Genomic DNA, 24,383 nt, shown 5'->3' on the forward strand with positions numbered 1-24,383 from the left:
CCATGGCCTCGCTGCCGGCCTATGCCGAGCTGCACGCGCTGAGCAACTTCAGCTTCCAGCGCGGCGCCTCCCACCCCGAAGAACTGGTGGAACGCGCCCATGCGCTGGGCTACAGCGCGCTGGCCCTGACCGACGAATGCTCGGTGGCCGGTGTGGTGCGGGCCCACAGCGCGGCCAAGGCGCTGGGCCTGGCCTTCATCCCCGGCGCCGAGTTCCGGGTGCAGGCCACCGCGCCCTTCACGCTGGTGGTGTTGCCGCACAACCTGGCCGGCTGGGGCCAGCTGTGCCAGTGCATCACCGCCGCACGCGCCGCGGTGCGTGGCGGCGGCTACCGGCTGGTCTGGGGCGAGGCCGATGTGTCGGCCCTGCGCGACTGCGAATTGCTGGTGGCACTGCCGCGCACCGAGGCCCTGGACTGGGAGGCCAGCCGGCGCCAGCTGGCCCAGGCCAGGGCCTGGTGTGGCAGCCGGGTCTGGCTGGCCGTGGCCTTGCTGAACCAGCTCGACGACGCGCTGCATTTGCAGCAGATGGAGGCACTGTCGGCCGCCACCGGTGTGCCGCTGGTGGCCACCGGCCAGGTGCTGATGCACGCCCGCTCGCGCAAGCCGCTGCAAGACCTGCTGACCGCCATCGGCCAGGGCGCGCCGGTGCAGCGCTGCGGTGCGCTGCTGCAACCCAATGCCGAGGCCCATCTTCGGCTGCGGGCGCGGCTGGCCACGGTCTACGACGCCCACCTGCTGGAGGCCACGCTGGCGGTGGCGGCGCGCTGCCGCTTCAGCCTGGACGCGCTGCGCTACCAGTACCCGATGGAGACCGTGCCCGCCGGCCAGACCCCGGCCCAGGCGCTGGCCACCCTCACCTGGGTCGGCGCGGCCGAGCGTTTTCCGGGTGGTGTGCCTGCTGTGGTGCAGGCGCAGATCGTCAAGGAGCTGGCGCTGATTGCCGAGAAGCGCTACGAGATGTATTTCCTCACCGTGCACGACCTGGTGCGTTACGCCCGCAGCCAGCGCATCCTGTGCCAGGGCCGGGGCTCGGCGGCCAACTCGGCCGTGTGTTTCTGCCTGGGTGTGACGGCGGTCAACCCCATGGAACAAAGCCTGCTGTTCGAGCGCTTCATCAGCCGCGAACGCGACGAGCCGCCCGACATCGACATCGACTTCGAACACGAGCGGCGCGAAGAGGTCATCCAGTACGTCTACCGAAAGTACGGCCGCGACCGCGCCGCCATCGCCGCCACCGTCACCTGTTACCGGCCGCGCAGCGCGCTGCGCGACAGCGGCAAGGCGCTGGGCATCGCACCCGCGCTGGTGGACCGCCTGGCCCGCGAGCATGTCTGGTTTGACGGCCCCGAACGGCTGGGCCAGCGCCTGACCGAACTGGGCCTGGCGGCCGACGACCCGGCGCTGCGGCAGTGGCTGGACCTGGCCCGCGCGCTGATCGGTTTCCCGCGCCACCTGGGCCAGCATGTGGGCGGCTTTGTGCTGACCCAGGACCTGCTGACCCGGCTGGTGCCGGTGCAGGCCGCCACCATGGAAGGCCGCAGCATCATCCAGTGGGACAAGGACGACCTGGACGCGGTGGGCCTGCTCAAGGTGGACGTGCTGGCCCTGGGCATGCTCACCGCGCTGCGGCGCGGCCTGGACCTGGTGAACCAATGGCGCGGCACGGCGCACGCGTTGCACACCATCCCCCAGGGCTGCGCCACCACCTACGACATGGTCTGTGCCGCCGACACCGTGGGCGTGTTCCAGATCGAGAGCCGGGCCCAGATGGGCATGCTGCCGCGGCTGCGCCCACGCGGCTTTTACGACCTGGTGGTCGAGGTGGCCATTGTGCGGCCCGGGCCCATCCAGGGCGGCATGGTCCACCCCTACCTGAAGGCCAGAGAACGCCGGCGCCAGGGCCTGCCCATCCACTACGAAAAGCCCGAACTGAAGCAGGCGCTGGGCCGCACGCTGGGCGTGCCCATTTTTCAGGAGCAGGTGATGCAGATCGCCATGGTGGCGGCCGGCTTCAGCGCCGGCCAGGCCGACGCCTTGCGCCGCTCCATGGCGGCCTGGAAACGCAGCGGCGGCGTGCACCGCTTCGAGCGGCCGCTGGTGGACGGCATGGTGGCCCGGGGCTACCCGCTGGCCTATGCCGAACGCATTTTTTCGCAGGTCAAGGGCTTTGGCGAGTACGGTTTTCCGGAAAGCCATGCGGCCAGTTTTGCCATCCTGGTTTATGTGAGCTGCTGGCTCAAGCGCCACGAGCCGGCCTGCTTTCTGGCCGCGCTGCTCAACTCGCAGCCCATGGGCTTTTACGGCCCCTCGCAGCTGGTGCAGGACGCGCGCCGCCATGGCGTGACGGTGCGGCCGGTGGACGTGCTGGCCAGCGACTGGGACTGCACGCTGGAGACCGGTGCCGAGCCCGGGCCCAACCCCTGTGGCGCGGTGGCGCCGCAGCCGGCGGTGCGCCTGGGCCTGCGGCTGGTGGCCGGCCTGGGCCAGGCCGTGGCCCGGCGCATCGTGGAAGCGCGCCGCGCCCAGCCCGTGGTGGATGTGCAAGACCTGGCCTTGCGCGCCAGGCTGGACCGCGCCGACCTGCAGGCCCTGGCCGCCGCCGACGCGCTGGCCCCGCTGGCCGGCCACCGCCGCCAGCAGGTTTGGCAGGCCGCTGCCCTGTTGCCCGCGCCGGCCCTGCTGCGCTTGGCCCCCACCCACGAGTTGCCGCTGGCCCTGGCCGAGGCGCCCGAGGGCGAGGCCATCGTGTTCGATTACCAGACCACCGGCCTGAGCCTGCGCCGCCACCCGCTGGCGCTGCTGCGGCCCCGGCTGGCGCCGCGTGGCCTGCTGACGGCCGAGCAGCTGCGCGGGTTGCCACATGGCCGGTTGGTGAAGGCCTGTGGCATCGTCACCGTGCGCCAGCAGCCGCCCACCGCCAAGGGCACGGTGTTTGTGACGCTGGAAGACGAGACCGGTGTGGTGAACGTGATCGTCTGGCAATCGCTGCGCGAGGCCCAGCGCCAGGCCTTGTTGCATGCAAGGCTGCTGGCCGTGCAGGGCGAATGGCAGCGCGATGTGGACAGCGGCGGCCAGGTGATGCACCTGGTGGCCCGGCGCCTGCTGGACCTGACGCCGCTGCTGGGCCGGCTGGGCACGGCCAGCCGCGATTTCCATTGACGGCCGGACCGGCCCTGTGTGCGTTGCCGTACATCCAGCGGCGGCGCCGCTGCCCACAATGCCGGCATGCGTTTGCCCACCATGACCCCTGTTGTGCGCCCCGCCGGCGCCCACGCCCGGCCCTGGCAGCATGACCCTGTGGGTTTTCACCAGCGCCTGGCCCAGTTCAACCAGGCCCGTGTGGGTGCGGCTCTGCCTTGCCACCACTGGGAGGCCGAGGCCCACCTGGACCTGGCCTGGCGCATCGACGAAGGCCGCTACCTGCAGGCCTTGCGCGGCGAGGTCAGCGCGGCGCTGCCGCCCGAGGACCTGGACGCCGACGCCTTTGCGGCCTGGTTTGCCCAGCTCATCCATACTGGTGCTGGCCAGAACCACCCGTTCTTCGACTGGCTGGCCAGCGAGGCCACGCTGCCGCAGATGCGCTGGTTCCTGACCCAGGAGGCGGCCGGCGAGGCCGGCTTTGACGACCTGCTGGCCTTCACCCAGGTCAAGCTGCCGGTGCGGGCCAAGCTCGAATGCGCCCGCAACTACTGGGACGAGATGGGCCATGGCAAACAAAAGGCCATGCACGGCCAGATGCTGGACCACATGGTGCAGACGCTGGGGCTGGCACCCACCATCGCCACCACGGTCTGGGAGTCGCTGGCGCTGGCCAACACCATGCTGGGCTTGGCCACCACCCGGCGCTACACCTACCAGTCGCTGGGCGCCCTGGGCGCCATCGAGCTGACGGCCCCGGGCCGGGTCGAGAAGGTCTCGGCCGGCATGCGCCGGCTGGGCCTGGATGGCGCGATGCGCGCCTACTTCGATTTGCATGCCGCGCTCGACAAGGCCCACGCGCGGGCCTGGATAAAGGAAGTGATTCACCCGCTGGTCGACGCCGACCCCGGCTGTGCGCGCAGCCTGGCCGAGGGCGCGCTGATGCGGCTGCGCTGTGGTGAGCGCTGTTTTGCGCGTTACAGCGCCGAGCTGCAGACCACCGTCTGGCACTGAATGGCGGTTGTGGCCGGTTTGTCCGACGCCGACCAGGCGCTGTGCCAGCTGCTGCTGGCCTTGCGCGGTCAGGCCTACCACTTCGTCACGCCCACGCCGCTGACCCACCAGCGGGTGTGGCAGAACCGCCAGCAGGCGCCGGCCCAGTCCCTGCGCGACGTGTTCGGCTGGAACCTGCCTTTTGACGCCGGGCTGCTGGCGCCGCCGCTGTGGGACCTGGCCCAGCAGGCCGGGGTGCTGGTGGCCGAGGGCGAGCGGTTTCGCAGCGCGGTACGGGTGGCCAGCGTGGACGACCAGCTGTTCGTGCACTCGTCCTTTCCCACCGACGCGGTGGACACGGTTTTCTTCGGCCCCGACACCCACCGTTTTGCCGCGCTGCTGCGCGACAGCCTGCCACCGGTCGGCCAGCGGACCGGCCTGCGCCTGCTGGACGTGGGCTGCGGCAGTGGCGCGGGCGGGCTGTTCGTGGCCCGGCGCTGCCCCGACTCGGAGCGGGTGCTCAACGACATCAACCCGCTGGCGCTGCGTTACGCCGCCGTCAATGCGCAGGCGGCGGGCTTACCGGTGACGCTGGCGCTGGGCGACGCGCTGGCCGCGGTGAGCGGCGACTTTGACCTGATTTTGTCCAACCCCCCCTACCTGGCCGACGACGCGCAGCGCGCCTACCGCCATGGCGGCGACGGCCTGGGCCGTGCGCTGAGTGTGCGCATCGCCGGCGAGGCCCTGGGCCGGCTGCGCCCCGGCGGCCGGCTGGTGCTGTACACCGGCGTGGCCATGGTGGACGGTGTGGACCCGTTGCTGAACGAACTGCGGCCACTGCTGGCGGCCTCGCGTTGCGACTGGCATTACCGCGAGCTGGACCCGGACGTGTTTGGCGAAGAGCTGGCGCGGCCGACCTACCGCCGCTGCGAGCGCATCGCGGCCGTGGGCCTGGTGGCGGTGGTGCCCTAGGGCCTGCGGACCCGGGGGTCAGTTCGACGGCGGGTAGCGGCCCAGCAGGCCTTGCTGCCGCCAGTGCAACCGGGCCAGCTCGCGCAGCGGCAGCGTGGCATGGCCGCGCCGCCGGTTGGCCGCGCCGATCTCGAACAGCAGGGCCTGCTTGGCGAAGATGCAGCGCAGGCCCTGCCACAGCGGGGTGCGCGGGTCCCAGGCCTGGATGGCCTCCGAGCCCGCGCCATTGACCTCCATGATGCGAAAGCCGCGGCCCTGGCGGAGCTGGTCCAGGCTTTCAAAACGCACGTCGAAGCGGCCGAAATGGAAGCTCGGCATGTCCTGGGCAATGGCGTCCACAGCGGCGCTCAGCGCCGGCGTGATGTGCCGTTCGCCATCGAGGTAGAGCGCGCCAATCCGGTTGGAGCCGATGGTGGCGAGCCGCACCGCCTCACCCAAGGCCGGCACGCGGCCAGGGTCGAGCCGGAACACATGGTCGCGCCGCTGCAGCAGGCGCCGGGTGCGCGGCGCGGCGGCCATCAGCTCGGCCAGCGTGGCGTGGCCGTTGCCCTTCACCATGGGCGTGTGGCGCAGTGCCAGGCCGATCAAACGGCCCTGGGCCTGGTCGGGGTGGCGGGCATAAAACAGGCCGGCCTCGCCGTCATGGGCCACAAAGGCCTGCAGCAGCGCGGTCTGCTCGGGCGGAAAGGCGTTCAGGTAGGCGGCCAGTGCGGCGGCGTCGGGCACCAGGCACACACCGTGGCCACACAGGCCCAGGTCGGGTTTGACGATCAAGGGGAACCGCAATCCCACCGCCGCCATGGCCAGGCGGGCATCGGTCAGGCTGCGGTCCGGCGAGGGCGGTAGCGCACACCAGGGCGCGGTGGCGGCGCGGGCCAGCGCGCCCATGCCTTTGAAATACTCGCGCTTGCCTTCGCCCACCAGGCCGCCGGCGGTCAGGGCCGGGTTGGCCGCCGAGGGCAGGGTGGCGCTGCGGTGCTTCAGCGACAGCCACAGCCACTGCAGCACCAGCGGCACACAAATCAGCCACTTGGGCAGGCGCTCCAGCGGGCCGTGCAGCGCCAGCGAGGGCGAGGCGGGGCCAGTCTCAGCCACCGGCCGGGCCTCGCCGGTAGCGGGCGGGCAGGTCGGCCAGCCGCACCAGCATGGGCACGTCGGCGGTGTTGAAATCGGCGTCCCAGGCCGGCGCGCCCAGCACCTGGGCGCCCAGCCGCAGGTAGCCGCGGATCAGCGGTGGCGGCGGCAGGTCCGGCCCGGCGTCGCCCAGGTCCACCGGCAGGGCCAGCCAGGGCTGCACCCGCAGACCGGCCGGCGCCAGATGCTGCTGGCGCAGCCGCTGCCAGATGCCGGCCGCCGGGTGGCCCGCCACGCCGTGCGGCGCCATCGGAATGCTGGCGCATCCCATCAGGCTGGCCAGGCGGTTGTGTTGGGTGAAGGCGGCCAGCGCGCTCCACAGCGCAATCACCACCGCACCCTGGCGGTGCTGGGGGTGAACGCAGCTGCGGCCCAGCTCCACCATCTGCGGCCGCAGGTGGTGCAGCGGGCCCAGGTCAAAGGCCTGGTCGCAGTAGCTGCCGCCGGCCCGCCGGGCCTGGGCTGGCGTGAGCACCCGGTAGGTGCCAATGACCTGCTGGCTGGGCGCGTCCCGCACCAGCAGGTGTTCGCAGAAATCGTCGAAGCGGTCGACGTCGTGGCCGGCCAGCGGCGTGCGCAGCCGGGCGCCCAGCTCCTCGGAGAACACCGTGTAGCGCAGGCGCTGGGCCTGCCTGACCTCGTCGAGGTGCCGGGCCCAGCTGACCTCCAGCGTGGCCGAGCGGGGGTGGACCGGGATGGGGCTGGCGGCGGGCGCGGGCCGGGGGCTCACCCGGGCCGGGGAGGGCCATGCAGTCATGTCGGGTGGTCCTTTCAAGCCCGGACGCACCGTTGCGCCGCTGCTTGCCAGCCTGCGCCCCGCGGGGCGCCACCGTCTGTGCGGCAGGCCGCACAAGCCCCTGGGGGGCGGGTCAGCCCAGCTTTTTCACCAGCACCTGGCTGCGGCGGTCCCAGTTGTACTTGCGTTTGCGCGACTCGGGCAGCCAGTCGGCGTCGACCTGCTGGAAGCCGCGCTTGATGAACCAGTGCATGGTGCGGGTGGTCAGCACGAAGATGCTTTGCAGGCCCATGGCCCGGGCCCGTTGCTCCACCCTTTTCAGCAGGCGCTCGCCGTCGCCCTGGGTTTGCGACTGCGGCGACACCGTGAGGGCCGCCATCTCGGCGGTCTTGGCCTCGGGGTAGGGGTAGAGGGCGGCGCAGCCAAAGATCACACCGTCGTGTTCGATGATGGTGTAGTTGGCGGCGTCGCGTTCGATCTCGGTGCGGCTGCGCTTGACCAGCGTGCCGTCGTTCTCAAACGGCTCGATCAGCTGCACGATGCCGGCCACGTCGTCGGGTGTGGCCTCGCGCAGGCTTTCCAGCTTCTCATCGATCACCATGGTGCCGATGCCGTCGTGCACGTAAATCTCCAGCAGCAGCGCGCCGTCGAGTGCAAACGGCAGGATGTGGCTGCGCTCCACGCCGGCCTTGCAGGCCTTGACACAGTGCTGCAGATAAAACGCGGTGTCGGTGGGCTGCTGGGGCCGGGGCAGGGCCGCCAGCAGGGTTTCGGCGGCGGCCAGCGGCAGCTCGGTGTCGATGGGGTTGTCGTCGCCCTCGGGCTCGCCGGGCCGCATGCGCACGCCGGGGATTTCGGTCAGAAAGATCAGCTTGTCGGCCTGCAGCGCAATCGCCACCGACGTGGCCACCTCTTCCATCGTCAGGTTGAAAGCCTCACCGGTGGGCGAGAAGCCGAACGGCGAAATCAGCACCATGGCGCCGAAGTCCAGCGTGTGGGTGATGCCGGCCACGTCGACCTTGCGCACCAGGCCCGAGTGTTTGAAGTCCACCCCGTCCACAATGCCCACCGGCCGCGCGGTGATGAAGTTGCCCGAAATCACCCGCACGGTGGAGCCGGCCATGGGGGTGTTGGGCAGGCCCTGGCTGAAGGCGGCCTCGATCTCGTAGCGCAGCTGGCCGGCGGCCTCTTGCGCGCAGTCCAGCGCCACCTCGTCGGTGATGCGCATGCCGTGCGAGTACTTGGCCGCATGGCCCTTGGCCGCCAGTTGCTCATTGACCTGGGGCCGGAAGCCGTGCACCAGCACGATCTTCACGCCCATGCTCTGGATCAGCGCCAGGTCTTGCGCCAGGTGGTGCAGCTTGCCGGCGGCAATCGCTTCGCCCGCCACCCCCACCACAAAGGTCTTGCCCCGGTGGGTGTGGATGTAGGGCGCCACCGAGCGGAACCACGGCACGAAGGTGAAGTTGAAGACGGCTGACATGGCGTGGCGATGGGTGGGCGGCCTGTGGGGGTGTCCTGGGACAGGGATAATTCGCGATTGTCCACGAAGACGCGCCAGCCCCCCGGGCCGGGCGTCTGCCTTCGAGCCACCGCCCTTGACCGCCCCCCCGCTGACCATTCACTTTCCCGAGACGTTGCCGGTATCGGCCAAGCGCGACGAGATCACGGCCGCCATCGCGGCGCATCAGGTCGTCATCGTCTGCGGCGAAACCGGTTCGGGCAAAACCACCCAGCTGCCCAAGATCGCGCTGGCGATGGGGCGGGGCCGCTGCAATGCCAGCCCCGGGACCAAGGGCCAGCTGATCGGCCACACCCAGCCGCGCCGCATTGCCGCCAGCTCGGTGGCCAAACGCATCGCCGAGGAGCTGAAGTCGCCGCTGGGTGAGGTGGTGGGCTACAAGGTGCGCTTCCAGGACCGGCTGAGCCGTGACGCCTCGGTGAAGCTGATGACCGACGGCATTTTGTTGGCCGAGACCCAGACCGACCCGCTGCTGAAGGCCTACGACACGCTGATCATCGACGAGGCCCACGAGCGCAGCCTCAACATCGACTTTCTGCTGGGCTATTTGCGCGAGATCCTGCCGCGCCGGCCCGACCTCAAGGTCATCGTGACCTCGGCCACCATCGACGCCGACCGCTTTGCACAGCACTTCGCGTCCATCAAGGGCCCGGCCCCGGTCATCATGGTTTCAGGACGCATGTTCCCGGTGGAGCAGCGCTGGCGGCCCTTCGAGGAAAGCCGCGAGTACGACCTCAACAGCGCCATCGCCGACGCGGTGGACGAGCTGTGGAACGACCCGCGCCAGGGCGGCGACATTTTGGTTTTTCTGCCCGGCGAGCGCGAGATCCGCGAGGCGGCCGACCATTTGCGTGGCCATTTGTCGCACAAGCCCATGCTGCGCAACGCCGAGGTGCTGCCGCTGTTTGCCCGGCTGTCGCAGGCCGAGCAGGACCGGGTGTTCGAGGGCCACAGCGGCCGCCGCATCGTGCTGGCCACCAACGTGGCCGAAACCTCGCTCACCGTGCCCGGCATCCGTTATGTGATCGACGCCGGCACGGCGCGCATGAAGCGCTACAGCTTTCGCAGCAAGGTGGAGCAGCTGCTGGTCGAGCCCATCAGCCAGGCCGCCGCCAACCAGCGCGCCGGCCGCTGCGGCCGGGTGGCCGACGGCATCTGCATCCGGCTCTACGACGAGAAAGACTTTGCCGGCCGGCCGCGCTTCACCGAACCGGAAATCCTGCGCAGCTCGCTGGCCGGCGTGATCCTGCGCATGAAGTCGCTGCACCTGGGCGACGTGGCGCAGTTCCCCTTCATCGAGGCGCCGTCGGGCCGGGCCATTGCCGACGGCTACCAGCTGCTGGCCGAGCTGGGCGCGGTGGACGACGCCAACGACCTCACCGCCGTGGGCCAGGAGCTGTCGCGCCTGCCGCTCGACCCCCGGGTGGGCCGGATGATTCTGGAAGCCCGCAGCCGCGGCGCGCTCGACGAGGTGCTGGTGATTGCCAGCGCCCTGAGCGTGCAGGACGTGCGCGACCGGCCCATGGATGCCCAGGCCCAGGCCGACCAGGCGCACGCCAAGTTCGACGACGACAAAAGCGAGTTCAGCGGCTACCTGAAATTGTGGAAATGGCTGGACGAGTCGCGCGGCGGCCACAACGCCGCCCACAAGCTCAGCAACCGGCAGCACGAGCAGCTGCTGCGGCAGAACTTCGTCAACATGCGCCGGGTGCGCGAGTGGCGCGACATCCACAGCCAGCTGCACACGGTGGTGGCCGAACACAAGTGGCGGCTCAACACGGCGCCAGCGAGCTATGAGCAGCTGCACCTGTCCATGCTGGCCGGCCTGCTGGGCAACATCGGCTACAAGCCCGACGACGAAGACATTTACCTCGGCGCGCGTGGCATCAAGTTCCACCGCCACCCCGGCGCCCATTTGAGCAAGAAGCCAGGCCGCTGGGTGGTGGCCGCCGAGCTGGTGGAAACCACCCGGCTGTTTGGCCGTGGCATCGCCAACATCGACCCGACCTGGCTGGAGCAGGTGGGCGGCCATTTGCTGAAGAAGCAGCTGCTCGACCCGCATTGGGAGAAAAAGGCCGCCGAGGTGGTGGCGCTGGAGCGCGCCACGCTGTACGGCCTGGTGGTCTACAGCGGCCGGCGTGTGGCCTTCAGCCGGGTCGACCCGGTGGGCGCACGCGAGGTCTTCATCCGCGATGGCCTGGTGGCTGGCGAATGGACCACGCCGCTGCCCTTTTTGGCCGCCAACCAGAAGATGGTGGCCAAGGTGGAGGCGCTGGAGCACAAGGCCCGCCGGCAGGACGTGCTGGTGGACGACGCGCTGATCTACGCCTTTTACGACCAGCAACTGCCGGGCGATGTGTGCAGCGGCGCCAGCTTCGAGCGCTGGTACCGCGAGGCGGTGCAGGCCAACCCCAAGCTCTTGCTGCTGACCCGCGAGGAGCTGATGCGCCACGAGGCCGCCGGCATCACCACCAGCACCTTCCCCAAGGTGCTGCGGCTGGGCGGGGTGGACTGCGCGGCCGAGTACCTGCACGCGCCTGGCGACGCCAAAGACGGCCTGACGGTGAGCGTGCCGCTGTTTGTGCTGAACCAGGTGAACGACGAGCGCTGCGAATGGCTGGTGCCCGGCATGCTGCGCGACAAGATTCTGGCGCTGCTGAAAAGCCTGCACCAAAAGCCGCGCTCGCGCTTTGTGCCGCTGCCCGACAGCGCCACCCGCATCGCCGCCGAGTTGGGCACGCCCGAGCGTTACGGCCAGGGCAGCCTGACCGACGCGCTGCTGAAGGTGGTGCGCGACGCCACCTCGCTGGACGTGAAGCGGGCCGACTTCAAGCTCGACATGCTGAGCCCGCATTTGTTCATGAACTTCCGGGTGGTGGACGAACACGGCCGCCAGCTGGGCACCGGCCGCAACCTGGCCGCGCTGAAGGCCGAGCTGGGCGCCAAGGCCCGCGGCGCTTTCCAGGCGCTGGCCGGGCTCAAGGTGGCCAAGCAGGCGGTGGAGGCCCCTGCGCCGGCCGCCGGCCCCAGCCCCGCCGGTGCGGCCAAGCCGGCGGCCAAGAAAGGCGCGGAGCCGGCCAGCGCCGAGGCCCGCTACACCGCCTGGAGCTTTGGCGAACTGCCCGAGCTGATGGAAATCCGCAAGGGCGGGCAGACGCTGATTGGCTTCCCGGCCTTGGTGGACCTGGGCACGGCGGTCAGCATCGAGGTGTTTGACGAGCCCGAGGTGGCGGCGGCCAAACACCGCGCCGGCCTGCGCCGGTTGTTTGCGCTGCAGATCAAGGACGCGCTGAAGTACCTTGAGAAGAACATCCCCGACCTGCAGAAGATGGCGGTCAACTTCATGCTGGTGGGCCGGGCGGCCGACCACAGCGGCGGCGGCACCCAGGAAGAGCTGCGCGAGCAAATCATCGACCTGGCGCTGGACCGCGCCTTTCTGCTCGACCCGCTGCCCACCGCCGAGGCCGAGTTCAAGCGCCGGCTCGACGAAGGCCGGGGCCGGCTGACGCTGATCGCCAACGAGGTGGCCCGGCTGGCCGCCACCATCCTGGCCGAATTTGCCACTGCCACCCGCAAGCTCAAAGACACCAAGAACGCGCCCGAGGCGACGCAGGACGCGGCCCAGCAGCTGCAGCGCCTATGCCCCAAGCGTTTTCTGGCCCTCACGCCCTGGCCGCAGCTGCAGCACTTTGCGCGCTACCTGAAGGCCATCACCGCCCGGCTCGACAAGTACCGCGCCGACCCGGCCCGCGACGCCGCCAAGCTGGCCGAGCTGCGGCCGCTGGAGCAGCGCTACTGGCGCCTGCTGGCCGAACGCAAGGGCGTCACCGACGCCCGCATGCAGGAGTTCCGCTGGCTGCTGGAAGAACTGCGGGTGAGCTTTTTCGCGCAGGAGCTGCGCACGCCGCAGCCGGTGAGCGTGAAGCGGCTGGAAAAGGTGTGGGCTCAACTGAACAGTTGAGCCCACACCTTTCAGCGCAGGCTCATTTGCCCGCAGGGCAAGTGATGCCGCAGCTAAAAAGTCTGGTTGCGTTTGAACAGCTGAAGCCTTCAGCGCCCAGGGCTATCATGGCCCGATGCGCCCGCTCAGCCCGCCATCGTTCGCCATGCCCTCGCTGGGCGGGGCCTTGGTGCGCCTGGTGCAAAGCTGGTGGGGTGTGTTGTACTTTGGCCTGCTGGCGGTGGCCACGGCGCTGTCGCCGTCCACCCACACCCGGGCCAACCGCACCGCCACCGCGCACCTGATGTACAGCACCACCTGGCGGGTGCTGCCCTGGTTCACGCTGCTCAGCGCACTCATCAGCCTGGTGCTGATCCGCATCGTGGTGGTCACGGCGCTGAGCTACGGCCTGTCGCAGTACGCGCTGGATCTGGTGGTGCGGGTGCTGGTGCTGGAACTCATTCCCTTGTCGGCCGCGCTGTTTGTGGTGCTGCGCGCCGCCCTGGGCAGCGACGCCGCCGACAGCGGCTATGGCGACGACGCCCGGGCCTGGCGCCGCACCGGCTCCGACGTGATGCGCGGCACCGTGGTGCCGCGGGTCATTGCCAGCGCGTTCTCGGTGGTCACGCTGGCCGCGGTGAGCAGCGTGGTGGCGCTGGTGCTGGCCTACCTCAGCGTGTATGGCCTGTCGCCCTGGGGTTTTGTCGGCTACACCCGCATGGTGGGCCGGGTGTTCGACCCGGCGGTGAGCCTGGGCTTTGTGCTGAAGATTGCCTTGTTTGGCATGGCGGTGGCGGTGATCCCCATCGCCTCGCTGCTGCAAGGCCGCAGCCAGCCCGACCTGCCGGCCCCCAATGGCACGGTGCGCCTGTTTGTGGTGCTGGTGCTGATCGAGGCCGCGTCGCTGGCCCTCAAATACGTTTAAACCCTTGCCCATGTCCACCGATCCCCTGGAAGTTCTGGAACCGCCCCCGCCGCCGCCCGAGCGCATCGAGTTCAAGGCCATGCTGCTGCTGGCCCTGATGCTGGCCTTGGTGTTTGGCGCGGTGACCTATGTGATGTACGCCCGCGGCGTGTTCGAGTCCACCCAAAAGCTGGTGCTGGTGGCCGACGACGCGCAGGGCGTCATCGTCGGCATGGACCTGACCTTCTCTGGCTTTCCGCTCGGCCGGGTGCGCCGGGTGGAACTGGCCGACGACGGCAAGGCCCGCATCGTGATCGACGTGACCCAGGCCGACGCGCGCTGGCTCAAGGTGAGCAGCGTGTTCACCATGGAGCGTGGCCTGGTGGGCGACACCAAGCTGCGTGCCTTCACCGGTGTGCTGACCGACCCGCCGCTGCCCGACGGCGCCGAACGCAACCTGCTGGTGGGCGACGTGGCCGCCGAAATTCCCCGGGTGGTGGGGCAGGTGCGTGCGCTGGTGGAAAACCTGGAGCGCATGACGGCCAGCGACTCCAGCCTGAACAACAGCCTGGGCAATGTGCAAAAGCTCACCGACAAGTTTGCCGGCCGCTACGGCGTGCTGGGCGCCACGCTGGGCGGCGACGAGAACGCCAAGCAGGTGATTGCCACGCTGGAACGCATCAACAGCCTGTTGGCCAAAACCGACCAGCGGGTGTTTGGCCAGCAAGGCCTGATGGACGACGCGCAAGCCACGGTCAAGCAGCTCAACGCGGTGCTGAGCGATGTGCGCACCAGCCTGAAGAAGGTCGACGCCTTGCTGGTCGACGCGCAGGCCGTGGGCAGCAACGTCAAGGACGCCACCGCCGACCTGGGCGCGCTGCGGGCCCAGGTGGAGACCAGCCTGCGCCGGGTGGACGCGCTGGTGATCGAGGTCAACCGCAAATGGCCGTTTGCGCGGGACACGGAAGTCAAGCTCCCATGAAAGTCCTGTCCCCCTCACTGACCCTTTCTCTGGCCCTGCTGCTCGCCGCCTGCAGCAGCAACCCACCCACCCCCGACTGGCAGATGAGCGCCCATGCCGCGCTGCGCGACGCGGTGGCCGCCTACCTCGAAGGCAACGACCGTGTGGCCGAGGCCGAGTTTGCCCGCGCCCGCGCCGACATCGCCCGCACCGGCCGCCCCGAGCTGCTGGCCCGGGCCGAGCTGGTGCGCTGCGCCGCGCAGGTGGCCAGCGTGGTGGTGGGGCCTTGCCCGGCCTACCAGGCCCTGGCCGCCGACGCCGCCCCGGCCGAACGCGCCTATGCCGCCTACCTCAGCGGCCAGTGGCAGGGGCTGGCCGCCGCGGCCCTGCCGGCCCAGCACCAGCCGCTGCTGGCCAGCAGCACACCTGTGGCCACCTTGCAGGCCATGGCCGACCCGCTGGCCCGGCTGGTGGGGGCGGGCGCCTTGCTACAGGCCGGCCGTTTGCCGCCCGAAGGTTTTGCGCTGGCGGCCGACACCGCCTCGGCCCAGGGCTGGCGCCGGCCGCTGCTGGCCTGGCTGGGCCTGCAAGCCCAGCGCGCCCGCGCCGCCGGCCAGGCCGACGAAGCGGCCCGGCTGCAGCGCCGCATTGAGCTGGTGTTGGGGGGCAATGCGGGTGGGGGTGCCGCGCACTGATGAAGCTGCATGTGCTGTCTGACCTGCACCTGAGCCAGCAGGGCCTGCCGCACCCGCACACCGATGCCGACGTGGTGGTGCTGGCCGGCGACATCGCTCGGCCCGCCGCCGCCATGGCCTGGGCCGCGGGCTTCAACAAGCCGGTGCTGTATGTGCCCGGCAACCACGAGTTTTACGGCGGCAGCCTGCCCGGCACGCTGCGCGAACTGCGCCAGCACGCCGCCCCCCATGTGACGGTGCTCGACTGCGGCGAGGCCGTGCTGGGCGGTGTGCGTTTTCTCGGTGCCACGTTGTGGACCGATTTCCAGCTGTTCCCCGACCCCACCGAACGCGCTGCCGCCATGGCCCAGGCGCAGGACATGATTCGCGACTTCAGCCGCATCCGCACCCATGACGCGGCCGATGCCCCGCTGCTGTCGCCGCAGGCGTCGAGCGCGCTGTTTGCCGAGCAATCCGAGTGGCTGCGCGCGCAATGCGCCCAGCCCTTTGACGGCCCCACCGTCGTCATCACCCACCACGCGCCCACGCGGCACAGCATCCACCCGCGTTTTGCCGGCTCGCTGCTCAACACCTGTTTTGTCTCCGACGCCGAAGCCCTGGTGGCCGGCAGCGGTGCGGCGCTGTGGATTCACGGCCACACCCACGACAGCTTTGACTACCGCGTGAACGGCACGCGGGTGCTGTGCAACCCGCGCGGGTATGCCAAGGACGGCATCAATGAAAACGTGGGATTTGATCCGGGGCTGGTGGTGACGGTCTAGACGAAGCATTGTGCGAATCCATCGATTCGCCCATGGCTGTCTTTTCGCCCTGTCGCTGGCACTCGTGCGCTTCTTCTTCGCCGCATGACGGCCAATCCTTTCTTCAAGGAGCAAAGCATGAACCCCCACATCACCGTCCTCACGCTCGGCGTCGATGACCTCGAACGTGCCGTTGCGTTTTACCGCGATGGCCTGGGATGGCGCACGCAGGGCATCGTCGGGACGGAGTTTGAGAACGGGGCGGTGGCCTTATTCAATCTGCAGGCCGGCCTGAAGCTGGCGCTTTGGCCACGCAGCAGCATTGCGGCGGACACCGGGCTTGAAAAGCGCCCAGCGTCATCCACAGAACTCACCATCGGCCACAACGTGGGTTCTCAACCAGAGGTTGATGCCGTCATGGCCCAAGCCGCGGTCGCGGGCGCCACCATCGTCAAGCCGGCCCAAGCCACGTTCTACGGTGGCTACGCGGGTTATTTCCAAGACCCGGACGGTCATGTCTGGGAGGTGGTTTTCAATCCCGGCCTTGAGTCACTCGGCTAGACGGTCCAGCACCGTCCAGGCAAGCAGCGCCGCCTCCATCTTTCGTCTAGTGCCCATGCGCAGCCTCTCAAACAGCGCTTGCGTGGGCTAAAGTGGCACGGCTTAAAAACAGGGCGAAGCATTTTGAAAAGCACATTCGCGCTGCTGGCGTTCGCATTGGTCTTGTCTGGCTGTGAGACGCCCACGACGCAGCGTTACGCGATTTCGGCAGAAAACAACCTGGCCATCAAAGCCATCGGCGCGACCGGTGTGGGCGTTCAGTCTTTTGCGGGGCCAGCCGAGTTCAGCGCCAATTGCCGCGCCCTCGGACCCATGCAAGTGGCCGACGGTTTGAGCCACACCCAGTACCTTCAAAAGGCGTTTGAGGATGAACTCAAGGTGGCCGGCGCTTTCGCGCAAACGGGTACCCCCCGCGTCACGCTGGGCGGCAAGATCAACAAGCTGGAGTTCTCGTCGTCCAAGGGCATCACCGGCGGCTACTGGCAGATTGACCTGGGCCTGAACTCGTCCAATGGGAAGAGTCTTCAGGTCAGCGAGTACTACGAGTTCAACAGCGGCTTTGTCGCCAATGACGCTTGCCGCAACACCGCGGAAGCGTTTTCCCGGGTGGTGCAGAACCTGGTGGGCAAGGCGGTCAAAACACCCGGGTTTGCGGAAATGCTGAAGTAAGGCGTGGTGCTGAATATCCTTGTGGATCGTTCAGGTGGTGGCTCAGCGCTGCGGACGCAATGCCACACCCCAGGTGGCTCAAAGCCTGTGATGTTTAACGAGTTTTTATCTTCTAGCCAGTCATATTGGCCGCTGAATGCCCGGCCATGTTTGATGACTAAGCGTCTGCATCAAAGTTATAGGCTCATCTAATTGAAGGAGAGGGTATGACAGAGGTTTCGCTGATTGCGTTTCTCAAAGACTGGTTGATACCACTAGGCTCAGTCGTGCTATCGGTGTGGTTCGCCGCGTCGGCGAAGAAGGACGCCGATCGGGCAGACATGCTGCTAGCTCAGATCAAGGATTCGGTGGAGGGCTCGCAGCGGAAGATGATCGAGTCTGCCACCGGTATCTTGGACTCGCTTCCTCAGGTAATTGAAGGTAAGACAAGTCTTGCCAAGGTGCAGGCAGCGAATGTAGTTATCGAGACCATTCGCGAAAATATCTCCAACCCGAGCAGAGCGCCAGCCGCAGAACACGAGCAGCAGATGCTGGCCCTTTCAGCCCAGTTGAATATGTTGATGGGGAAATAAGCTGCCATGCGGATGATCCCGCCATGACAGCGCACCTCTTTGGCCTTGCAGGCCACTCTCATCATGTCGTGCCGCTGGTTAGCCGTGCTACTGCGAACCTGCGGGTCCGGCACCGTCGCTGGGGTGACTGTGATTTGCGTGCCACTTTGGCCGGCGGTTTCTGTCTTCTCAGGGTTCAACATGCTTTTCACCGTTCGGGCCAGCGCCCCTAACTTTTCTCTGTCCTGGACTGCCGCCAGTGAGCTTTGACGTTGATCGCCGAAGTTGAAACCTGTTCTTGTTTGCCACCCGGAGAATCCCCATGCCCCAACTTCGCGTCGAAAGCTTCACCCTCTCACTGGACGGCTTCGGCGCCGGCCCGGACCAGGACCTGAGCAACCCGCTCGGTGTGGGCGGCGGGGCGCTGCATGGCTGGGCGCTGCCCACACGCACCTTCCAGAAGCATTTGTTCGGCAACGACGGCGGGGAGACGGGCATCGATGAAGACTTTGCCGCGCGGGGTTTCCACAACGTCGGTGCGTGGATCCTGGGGCGCAACATGTTCGGCCCGGTGCGCGGCCCCTGGCCTGATGACAGTTGGCGTGGCTGGTGGGGCGACAACCCGGTGTACCACGTGCCGGTGTTTGTGTTGACCCACCACCCGCGCCCACCGCTGGTGATGGAGGGCGGCACCACCTTTCACTTTGTGACCGAGGGCCCGTTGGTGGCCTTGCAGCGGGCCCGCGAAGCCGCGGGCGACAAGGACGTGCGGGTGGGCGGCGGCGTCAACGTGATCCAGCAATACCTTCGCCTGGGCCTGATCGATGAGATGCACCTCGCCATTTCGCCGGTGTTGCTGGGCGCGGGCGAGCGGCTTTTCGACGGCGTCAACCTGCCGGCCTTGGGCTACCAGTGCACCCAACACCAGGCCACACCACGGGCCACGCATGTGGTGTTGTCGCGCCGGCCGGTGGCCGGGTGAGGTCGGGCCACCGGGTGGCGGCTGGGGTTGGTCTGCTGGTCAGCGACGGTTTCTTCTGCCAAGCTGCGTGACGGTGGGGGTTGGCTTGCGGGCTGTGGCGGCCCGGGCACCCCGTCGGCCTCCGAGGAATGTGCATGACCGAAGTGATTGACACCGACTACCTGGTGGTGGGCGCCGGCGCTGCCGGCATGGCCTTCACCGACGCGCTGCTGGCGCATTCCGACGCCAGCGTGACGGTGGTGGACCGGCGCCATGCCCCGGGCGGGCACTGGATCGACGCTTACCCCTATGTGCGCCTGCATCAGCCCTCTGCCTTCTACGGCGTCAGCTCCATGCCACTGGGGCAGGACAGCATCGACACCCGGGGCACCAACGCCGGCTTTTACGAGCTGGCCAATGCCGACGAAATCCGCGCCTACTTCGGCCAGGTGATGGACCACCGCTTCCTGGCCAGTGGCCGGGTGCGCTACCTGCCCAGCAGCGACCACCTGGGCGCCGGGCAGGTCAGGTCGCGCCTGGCCCCGCGCACCTGGCAGGTGAATGTGCGGCGCAAGCTGATCGACACCACCTACCTCGAAGGCACGGTGCCGGCCACCAGCGCGCCGCCGTTCGAGGTGGCCCCCGGGGTGCACTGCGTGTCGGCGGGTGACCTGACCCGTTTGCCGCAACAGCCCGAATGTTACGTGGTGATTGGCGCTGGCAAAACCGCGGTGGACGCCTGCCTGTGGCTGCTGGAGCAAGGGGTGCCGCCGGCCAGCATCCGCTGGGTGCGGCCGCGCGAGGCCTGGTGGCTGAATCGCCGGTTTCACCAGGCCGGCACGCTGCTGCCCAACTTCCTGTGTGGCACGGCCCTCCAGTTCGAGGCCATGGCCCAGGCCTCCTCCATCCCCGAGCTGTTTGCCCGGCTGGAGGCCGAGGGCTTTTTTCTGCGCATCGACCCGGCCGTGCCCACCACCATGTTTCGCGGTGCCGTCATCAGCGAGGCCGAGCTGGCCCAGCTGCGCCAGATCGAGGACGTGGTGCGGCTGGGCCATGTGCGCCGCATCGACGCCCACGAGATCGTGCTCGACCAGGGGCAGGTGCCCACCGACGGGGCCACGGTGCATGTGCACTGCGCCGCGCGTGGCCTGGCCCACCCGCCGCTGCGGCCCATCTTCGAGGCCGACCGGGTGACCGTGCAGCCCTTCATGTGGGGCTTTGCCTGTTACCAGTTTGCGATGCTGGGTGTGGTGGAGGCGCTGCTGGAAACCGACGCCGAGAAAAACCAGCTCTGCCCGCCCATGGCCTACTGGGACCAGAACCCCGACTACCTGAGCGCCTTCCTGGCCACCCTGGCCAACGAGCGGGCCCGGGCCGCCTACCCGGTGCTGGCCAGCTGGGCCCGAGAGACCCGGCTCAACCCGCTGCGCGACCTGGGGCTGCACCGCAACGACCCGCTGGCCATGGACGCCATGGCCAAGATCAAGCGCTTTGGCGCCGACGCGGTGAAAAACTCGGTGCAGCTGCTGCGCGCCCAGCGCGGCTAGGCCGCGCCCGGTTCCAGCGTGGCGTGCAGCGTGATCTCGGGCACGCTGGCCAGTGCCTTGGAGAGCGGGCAGTCTTGCTTGGCGGCCAGGGCCAGGGCCTGAAAGCGTGCGTCGTCGAGGCCGGGCACGGTGGCTGTCAGGCGCAGCGCAATGCGGTCGATCACAAAGCCTTCGCCCTGGGCTGACAGCCGCACCTGGGCCTGCGTGTCCAGCTGGGTGGTGGCAAAGCCGGCTTTTTCACAGGCGAACGAGAAGGCCATGGTGAAGCAGGCGGCGTGGGCCGCGCCCAGAATTTCTTCCGGATTGGTGCCGCGGCGGTCGTCGTCGAAGCGGCTGGCAAAGCCATAGGGGTAGTCCAGCAAGGCACCGGTCTGGGTGCTGATCTGGCCGCGGCCGTTTTGGCCGGCGCCAGTCCATAAAACGCTGGCGGATTTTTCGCTCATGGCAAGTCCTTCGAGGGTGACGGGGCGCTCATTTGGGGCGCGGGGTTTTGATCTGCTTGTCGGGCTGGCTCAGCCGGCCGGCGCGCAGGTCTTGTACCGCCTGGATCACCGCGCGGGCAACGTTGCGGGTTTCTTCCTGCACGGCTTTGTCCAGGTCGAGCGCCTCGTGGCTGTTGTGGTAGGGCTCGAAGTAGCCGATGTAGCGGTCGAGCTGGGCCACCGCACCGGCGTCGATCAGGCCCATCCATTCCAGCCAGTCGCTGAGGTTGCGCCGGTGTGATTCCACGCCGGCCACGTCGCCATGCACCACCAGGCCAAAGGCCCGGCCAGCCAGGTGTTTGGGGTAGTCCCAGCCCTTGGCTTCGATGGCCTTGGCTTCGGCCACGAGTTTGCCGTGGGTGCTGGTGGGGTCGGGGTTGCCGCCGTCGGCCGACACCAGGCGGTCGATCATCAGCTTCAGCGGGCTGGGCGACTGGTACCAGTAGGTGGGCGCCAGGATGATCACCGCGTGTGCGGCCACCCAGCGTTCGTAGATTTCGGCCATCCAGTCGTCGGCCTGGTCGAGTGCGTGGTTGGGGTAGCAGCTGCAGGGCCAGTGGCACAGAGGCATGGCGCTGGACACGCAGCCCTTGCAGGGGTGGATGTTGCGGCCGTATTCCGAGGTCACCAGGCTCAGGTCGAGCACATCGGCCTGGAAGCCCGCGCGTGTGATCACCCGCTGGGCCATCTCGGTCAGCCGCCAGGTTTTGGACACCTCGCCCGGGCAGGTGCCGTCGTTGCGGGCGCTGCCGCAGACCAGCAGCACCCGCGAGGGCAGGGCGCTGTCGGCCCAGCGCTTCTGCGCCGCTTTCAGGCGCTGGCGGGTGTCCAGCCACTGCACCGACAGCGGGTAGCTGGGGTCGGCAAAGCCGCGGCCGGCGCGCCGGGTGATGGGCGCCTTGCGACCGTCCTGCAAGGCCTGCCAGGCGATGGCTTCCAGCCGGGCGATGGCCTCGGCCTCCACCGCAAAGGCCGGGTCGTAAAAGCGCCCGTTGAAGCGCTGCCGAAACTGCACCCGCGTGAGCGGCGCCGGGGCCTGGCCGGTGCGGATTTTGGTCACAGCCGGGGCCGTTCCGAAGGCATCACGGACGGACGCTGAGCTGCCCGCGGATCTCGCCGTTGGGGTTGGCGGCGGTGTGCACATTCACGTACCACTTGCCGGCCATCAGGTCGGCCACCTGGCCGGGGCTGAGGGTGGCGCCGCCGCTGAAGGGGCTGGTGAGCGGGCCGCTGACCGGCAGGGCCACGGCGGCGTTCTGACCGGCCGGGGCCGGACCGTGGAAATGGGCGGCGGTAGCCGGCCCGCTCAGGCCGGCGTGGCTGACCTTCCAGGTGAACACCCGGCTGTTGGGCGACAGGCTGGCTTCCACCATGCCGTCGGCACTGCCCATCACCACCGGCACCTCGCTGGCGCCGCTCAAGCGGGCGCTGAACCGGGTCAGCGCCGGCGCCGGGGCGGGAGCCGGCATGGGCATGGCCATGGGCGTTTGCATGGGCGTGTGCATCGGGGCCGGGGGTGTGCCGCAGGCGGCCAGGCCCAGCAGCGAGGTGACCGACAGGCAAAGCAAGGTGTGGCGCAAGGTGTTCATGGTGAGTCCCGGTTGTGAGGTTCAGCCACAGGGGCTGGGTGCATGGGATGGTCCGGCCGGGCGAGGGTGGGGTCTGTGCGATGCCGAACACATGGATGGGCGCCTCAACCCCGATGCAAGCCCCAAGAAAAAGGCCGCATGCCCCGGAGGACATGCGGCCTGGGGGCCAGCGCGTGGGCGTTCAGCGCGGTGCCAGGCGGATCGCGCCGTCCAGGCGGATCACCTCGCCGTTGAGCATGTCGTTCTCGAAGATGTGCTTGGCCAGCTTGGCGTAGTCCTGCGGTGTGCCCAGGCGGCTGGGGAAGGGCACGCCGGCGGCCAGCGCGTCCTGCACGTCTTGGGGCATGGAGAACAGCATGGGCGTGCCGAAGATGCCGGGGGCAATGGTCATGTTGCGGATGCCGTTGCGGGCCAGGTCGCGGGCAATGGGCAACGTCATGCCCACCACGCCGCCCTTGCTGGCGGAATAGGCGGCCTGGCCAATCTGGCCGTCGTAGGCCGCCACGCTGGCGGTGGAAATCAGCACGCCGCGCTCGCCGGTGGCTTCGGGTTCGTTCTTGCTCATGGCGTCGGCGGCCAGGCGGATCATGTTGAAGCTGCCCACCAGGTTGACCATGATGGTCTTGGTGTAGGTGGCCAAGGTGTGGGGGCCGGTCTTGCCCACGGTTTTCTCGGCGGGGGCGATGCCGGCGCAGTTCACCAGGCCCATCAGCTTGCCCAGCGAGGTGGCCTTGGCCACCACGGCCTGACCGTCGGCCTCGCTGCTGACGTCACACTTCACAAAGGCGCCGCCAATCTCTTTGGCCACGGCCTCGCCCTTTTCCACCTGCATGTCGGCGATGACCACCGTGCCGCCGCTGGCGGCCAGCATCCGTGCCGTGCCTTCACCCAGGCCCGATGCGCCGCCGGTGACGATGAATACCTTGCCTTCGATTTGCATGAAAACTCCTGGATGAATTGACGTTAACGTAAACGTCAATTATGCCGTGCCATCCCGGCGCCGCCAAGCGGGGGCGGTGCTGCAGGCGACAAAGCCTGCGGGTACCATGCCCGGATGAGCGACCCCCGCACCGACCTGATCCACCACCCCTACCAGCCGCCAGCCGGTTTCAGCGCCCCCATGCCGGGGGTGCACAAGGCCTCGACGGTGATTTTTGCCAACGTGGCCGCGATGCGGGCGCGCAACTGGCAGCACAAAACCGGCTACACCTACGGCCTGCACGGCACGCCCACCACCTTCACGCTGGAAGAGCGGCTCAGCACACTGGAAGGCGGGCGGCACTGCCTGCTGGCGCCCAGCGGCCTGGCGGCGATTGCCAACGTCAACCTGGCGCTGCTGAAAACCGGCGACGAGGTGCTGATTCCCGACAACGCCTACGGCCCCAACAAGGCGCTGGCCGCCGGCGAGCTGGCGGCCTGGGGCATCACCCACCAGCTCTACAACGCCATGGACCCGGCCGACCTGGCCAGCCGCATCGGCCCACACACCCGGCTGGTGTGGCTGGAAGCCCCCGGCTCGGTGACCATGGAGTTCCCCGACCTGCCGGCGCTGGTGCGGGCCTGCCGGGCCCGCGGCGTGACCACCGCGCTCGACAACACCTGGGGTGCCGGCCTGGCCTTTGCGCCGTTTGCGCTGGGCCTCGACGACGCCAACGAGCCGCTGGGGGTGGACATCAGCGTGCACGCGCTGACCAAATACCCCAGCGGGGGTGGTGATGTGCTGATGGGCAGCGTGGTGACCTGCGACGACGGCCTGCACCTCAAGCTCAAGCTGTGCCACATGCGGCTGGGCCTGGGTGTGGGCGGCAACGACGTCGAGGCGGTGCTGCGTTCGCTGCCCAGCATGGCGCTGCGCTACGCCGCCCACGACGCCGCGGCCCGCGAGCTGGCCGAATGGTGGCAGGCCCGGCCCGAGGTGGTGCAGGTGCTGCACCCGGCGCTGCCCGGCGCGCCCGGCCATGCCCATTGGCGGGCGCTGTGCGGCGACCAGGGCCAGGCGGCGGGCCTGTTCTCGGTGGTGTTTGACGCGGCCTACAGCGCGGCCGATGTGGACCGTTTCTGCGACGCGCTGCGGCTGTTCAAGCTCGGTTATTCCTGGGGTGGCTTCATGAGCCTGGCCGTGCCTTACGACGTGGCCAGCATGCGCGGTGCGGTGAGCGCCTGGCCCCACAGCGGGGTGCTGGTGCGCTTTTCCATCGGCCTGGAGGCGGTGGCCGATTTGCAGGCCGACCTGGCCCAGGCGCTGGCGGCGCTGGGCTGAGGGCGTTTCTCGTTAACATCAACGTT

General features: G+C 68.8%; 21 protein-coding genes. 14 read left to right on the top strand and 7 right to left on the bottom strand.

Features of this window, described 5'->3' with window-relative positions; genetic code table 11:
* Positions 1 to 2 precede the first annotated feature (2 nt).
* From AC4BAR_RS09545 to AC4BAR_RS09555, 3 genes are all read left to right on the top strand, one after another.
* The gene (locus AC4BAR_RS09545; protein ID WP_490627622.1) at positions 3 to 3,161 is read left to right on the top strand and encodes an error-prone DNA polymerase; all 3,159 of its coding nucleotides are present in this window, start codon (positions 3 to 5) and stop codon (positions 3,159 to 3,161) included.
* Between the two features lie 66 nt (positions 3,162 to 3,227).
* On the top strand, positions 3,228 to 4,154 hold the full coding sequence (locus AC4BAR_RS09550) for an iron-containing redox enzyme family protein (RefSeq protein WP_490627623.1): 927 nt from the start codon (positions 3,228 to 3,230) through the stop codon (positions 4,152 to 4,154).
* Positions 4,155 to 5,105, top strand: coding sequence for a methyltransferase (locus AC4BAR_RS09555; RefSeq protein WP_490627624.1), 951 nt, complete (start codon positions 4,155 to 4,157; stop codon positions 5,103 to 5,105).
* An 18-nt stretch (positions 5,106 to 5,123) separates the two neighbouring features.
* Here AC4BAR_RS09555 and AC4BAR_RS09560 read toward each other — a convergent pair whose 3' ends face one another.
* The 3 genes from AC4BAR_RS09560 to argA all read right to left on the bottom strand — a co-directional run bounded on the left by AC4BAR_RS09560 (position 5,124) and on the right by argA (position 8,458).
* On the bottom strand, positions 5,124 to 6,200 hold the full coding sequence (locus tag AC4BAR_RS09560) for a hypothetical protein (RefSeq protein ID WP_490627625.1): 1,077 nt from the start codon (positions 6,198 to 6,200) through the stop codon (positions 5,124 to 5,126).
* Positions 6,193 to 6,996, bottom strand: coding sequence for a GNAT family N-acetyltransferase (locus tag AC4BAR_RS09565; protein WP_490627626.1), 804 nt, complete (start codon positions 6,994 to 6,996; stop codon positions 6,193 to 6,195). The genes AC4BAR_RS09560 and AC4BAR_RS09565 overlap by 8 nt, the downstream gene beginning before the upstream one ends.
* A 112-nt stretch (positions 6,997 to 7,108) precedes the next feature.
* Complete coding sequence (argA, locus tag AC4BAR_RS09570; protein ID WP_490627627.1) at positions 7,109 to 8,458, bottom strand: amino-acid N-acetyltransferase; 1,350 nt, start codon at positions 8,456 to 8,458, stop codon at positions 7,109 to 7,111.
* Between argA and hrpA the strand changes: the two genes are divergently transcribed.
* The 10 genes from hrpA to AC4BAR_RS09620 all read left to right on the top strand — a co-directional run bounded on the left by hrpA (position 8,457) and on the right by AC4BAR_RS09620 (position 20,026).
* Positions 8,457 to 12,458, top strand: a complete 4,002-nt coding sequence (gene hrpA, locus AC4BAR_RS09575) for an ATP-dependent RNA helicase HrpA (RefSeq protein WP_490627628.1) — start codon at positions 8,457 to 8,459, stop codon at positions 12,456 to 12,458. The genes argA and hrpA overlap by 2 nt on opposite strands.
* 115 nt (positions 12,459 to 12,573) lie before the next feature.
* Positions 12,574 to 13,362: an MlaE family ABC transporter permease gene (locus tag AC4BAR_RS09580; protein ID WP_490627629.1), complete on the top strand. Its 789-nt coding sequence runs from the start codon at positions 12,574 to 12,576 to the stop codon at positions 13,360 to 13,362.
* Positions 13,363 to 13,372: 10 nt separating this feature from the next.
* Positions 13,373 to 14,323 (top strand): MlaD family protein, encoded by a 951-nt coding sequence (locus AC4BAR_RS09585; RefSeq protein WP_490627630.1) that lies wholly within the window; start codon positions 13,373 to 13,375, stop codon positions 14,321 to 14,323.
* Entirely contained in the window at positions 14,320 to 14,997 is a 678-nt protein-coding gene (locus AC4BAR_RS09590; protein ID WP_490627631.1) for a hypothetical protein, read from the top strand. Before AC4BAR_RS09585 ends, AC4BAR_RS09590 begins: the two co-directional genes overlap by 4 nt.
* Positions 14,997 to 15,758, top strand: coding sequence for a metallophosphoesterase (locus AC4BAR_RS09595; protein ID WP_490627632.1), 762 nt, complete (start codon positions 14,997 to 14,999; stop codon positions 15,756 to 15,758). The genes AC4BAR_RS09590 and AC4BAR_RS09595 overlap by 1 nt, the downstream gene beginning before the upstream one ends.
* A gap of 117 nt (positions 15,759 to 15,875) precedes the next feature.
* Entirely contained in the window at positions 15,876 to 16,298 is a 423-nt protein-coding gene (locus AC4BAR_RS09600; protein ID WP_490627633.1) for a VOC family protein, read from the top strand.
* A 123-nt stretch (positions 16,299 to 16,421) separates the two neighbouring features.
* Positions 16,422 to 16,967: a hypothetical protein gene (locus AC4BAR_RS09605; RefSeq protein ID WP_490627634.1), complete on the top strand. Its 546-nt coding sequence runs from the start codon at positions 16,422 to 16,424 to the stop codon at positions 16,965 to 16,967.
* 206 nt (positions 16,968 to 17,173) lie between these two features.
* Complete coding sequence (locus AC4BAR_RS09610; protein WP_490627635.1) at positions 17,174 to 17,539, top strand: hypothetical protein; 366 nt, start codon at positions 17,174 to 17,176, stop codon at positions 17,537 to 17,539.
* A gap of 301 nt (positions 17,540 to 17,840) precedes the next feature.
* Positions 17,841 to 18,500 carry a dihydrofolate reductase family protein gene (locus AC4BAR_RS09615; protein ID WP_490627636.1) on the top strand — a complete coding sequence of 220 codons (660 nt, stop codon included), beginning with the start codon at positions 17,841 to 17,843 and terminating at the stop codon, positions 18,498 to 18,500.
* 134 nt (positions 18,501 to 18,634) lie between these two features.
* Positions 18,635 to 20,026, top strand: a complete 1,392-nt coding sequence (locus tag AC4BAR_RS09620) for an NAD(P)-binding protein (RefSeq protein WP_490627637.1) — start codon at positions 18,635 to 18,637, stop codon at positions 20,024 to 20,026.
* Here the strand turns inward: AC4BAR_RS09620 and AC4BAR_RS09625 are convergent.
* From AC4BAR_RS09625 to AC4BAR_RS09640, 4 genes are all read right to left on the bottom strand, one after another.
* A complete protein-coding gene (locus AC4BAR_RS09625) occupies positions 20,023 to 20,469 on the bottom strand; it encodes an OsmC family protein (protein WP_490627638.1) in 447 nt (148 codons plus the stop codon). The genes AC4BAR_RS09620 and AC4BAR_RS09625 overlap by 4 nt on opposite strands.
* A 28-nt stretch (positions 20,470 to 20,497) precedes the next feature.
* Entirely contained in the window at positions 20,498 to 21,568 is a 1,071-nt protein-coding gene (locus AC4BAR_RS09630; protein WP_490627639.1) for a flavodoxin family protein, read from the bottom strand.
* Positions 21,569 to 21,590: 22 nt separating this feature from the next.
* Positions 21,591 to 22,097, bottom strand: coding sequence for a CHRD domain-containing protein (locus tag AC4BAR_RS09635; protein ID WP_490627640.1), 507 nt, complete (start codon positions 22,095 to 22,097; stop codon positions 21,591 to 21,593).
* Between the two features lie 181 nt (positions 22,098 to 22,278).
* Positions 22,279 to 23,037, bottom strand: coding sequence for a 3-hydroxyacyl-CoA dehydrogenase (locus AC4BAR_RS09640; protein ID WP_490627641.1), 759 nt, complete (start codon positions 23,035 to 23,037; stop codon positions 22,279 to 22,281).
* A gap of 114 nt (positions 23,038 to 23,151) precedes the next feature.
* On the opposite strand from AC4BAR_RS09640, the gene AC4BAR_RS09645 reads away from it, so the two are divergent.
* Positions 23,152 to 24,357, top strand: a complete 1,206-nt coding sequence (locus AC4BAR_RS09645) for a cystathionine beta-lyase (RefSeq protein WP_490627642.1) — start codon at positions 23,152 to 23,154, stop codon at positions 24,355 to 24,357.
* Positions 24,358 to 24,383 lie beyond the last annotated feature (26 nt).

Source organism: Rhodoferax sp. SPJ4, assembly GCF_058216275.1.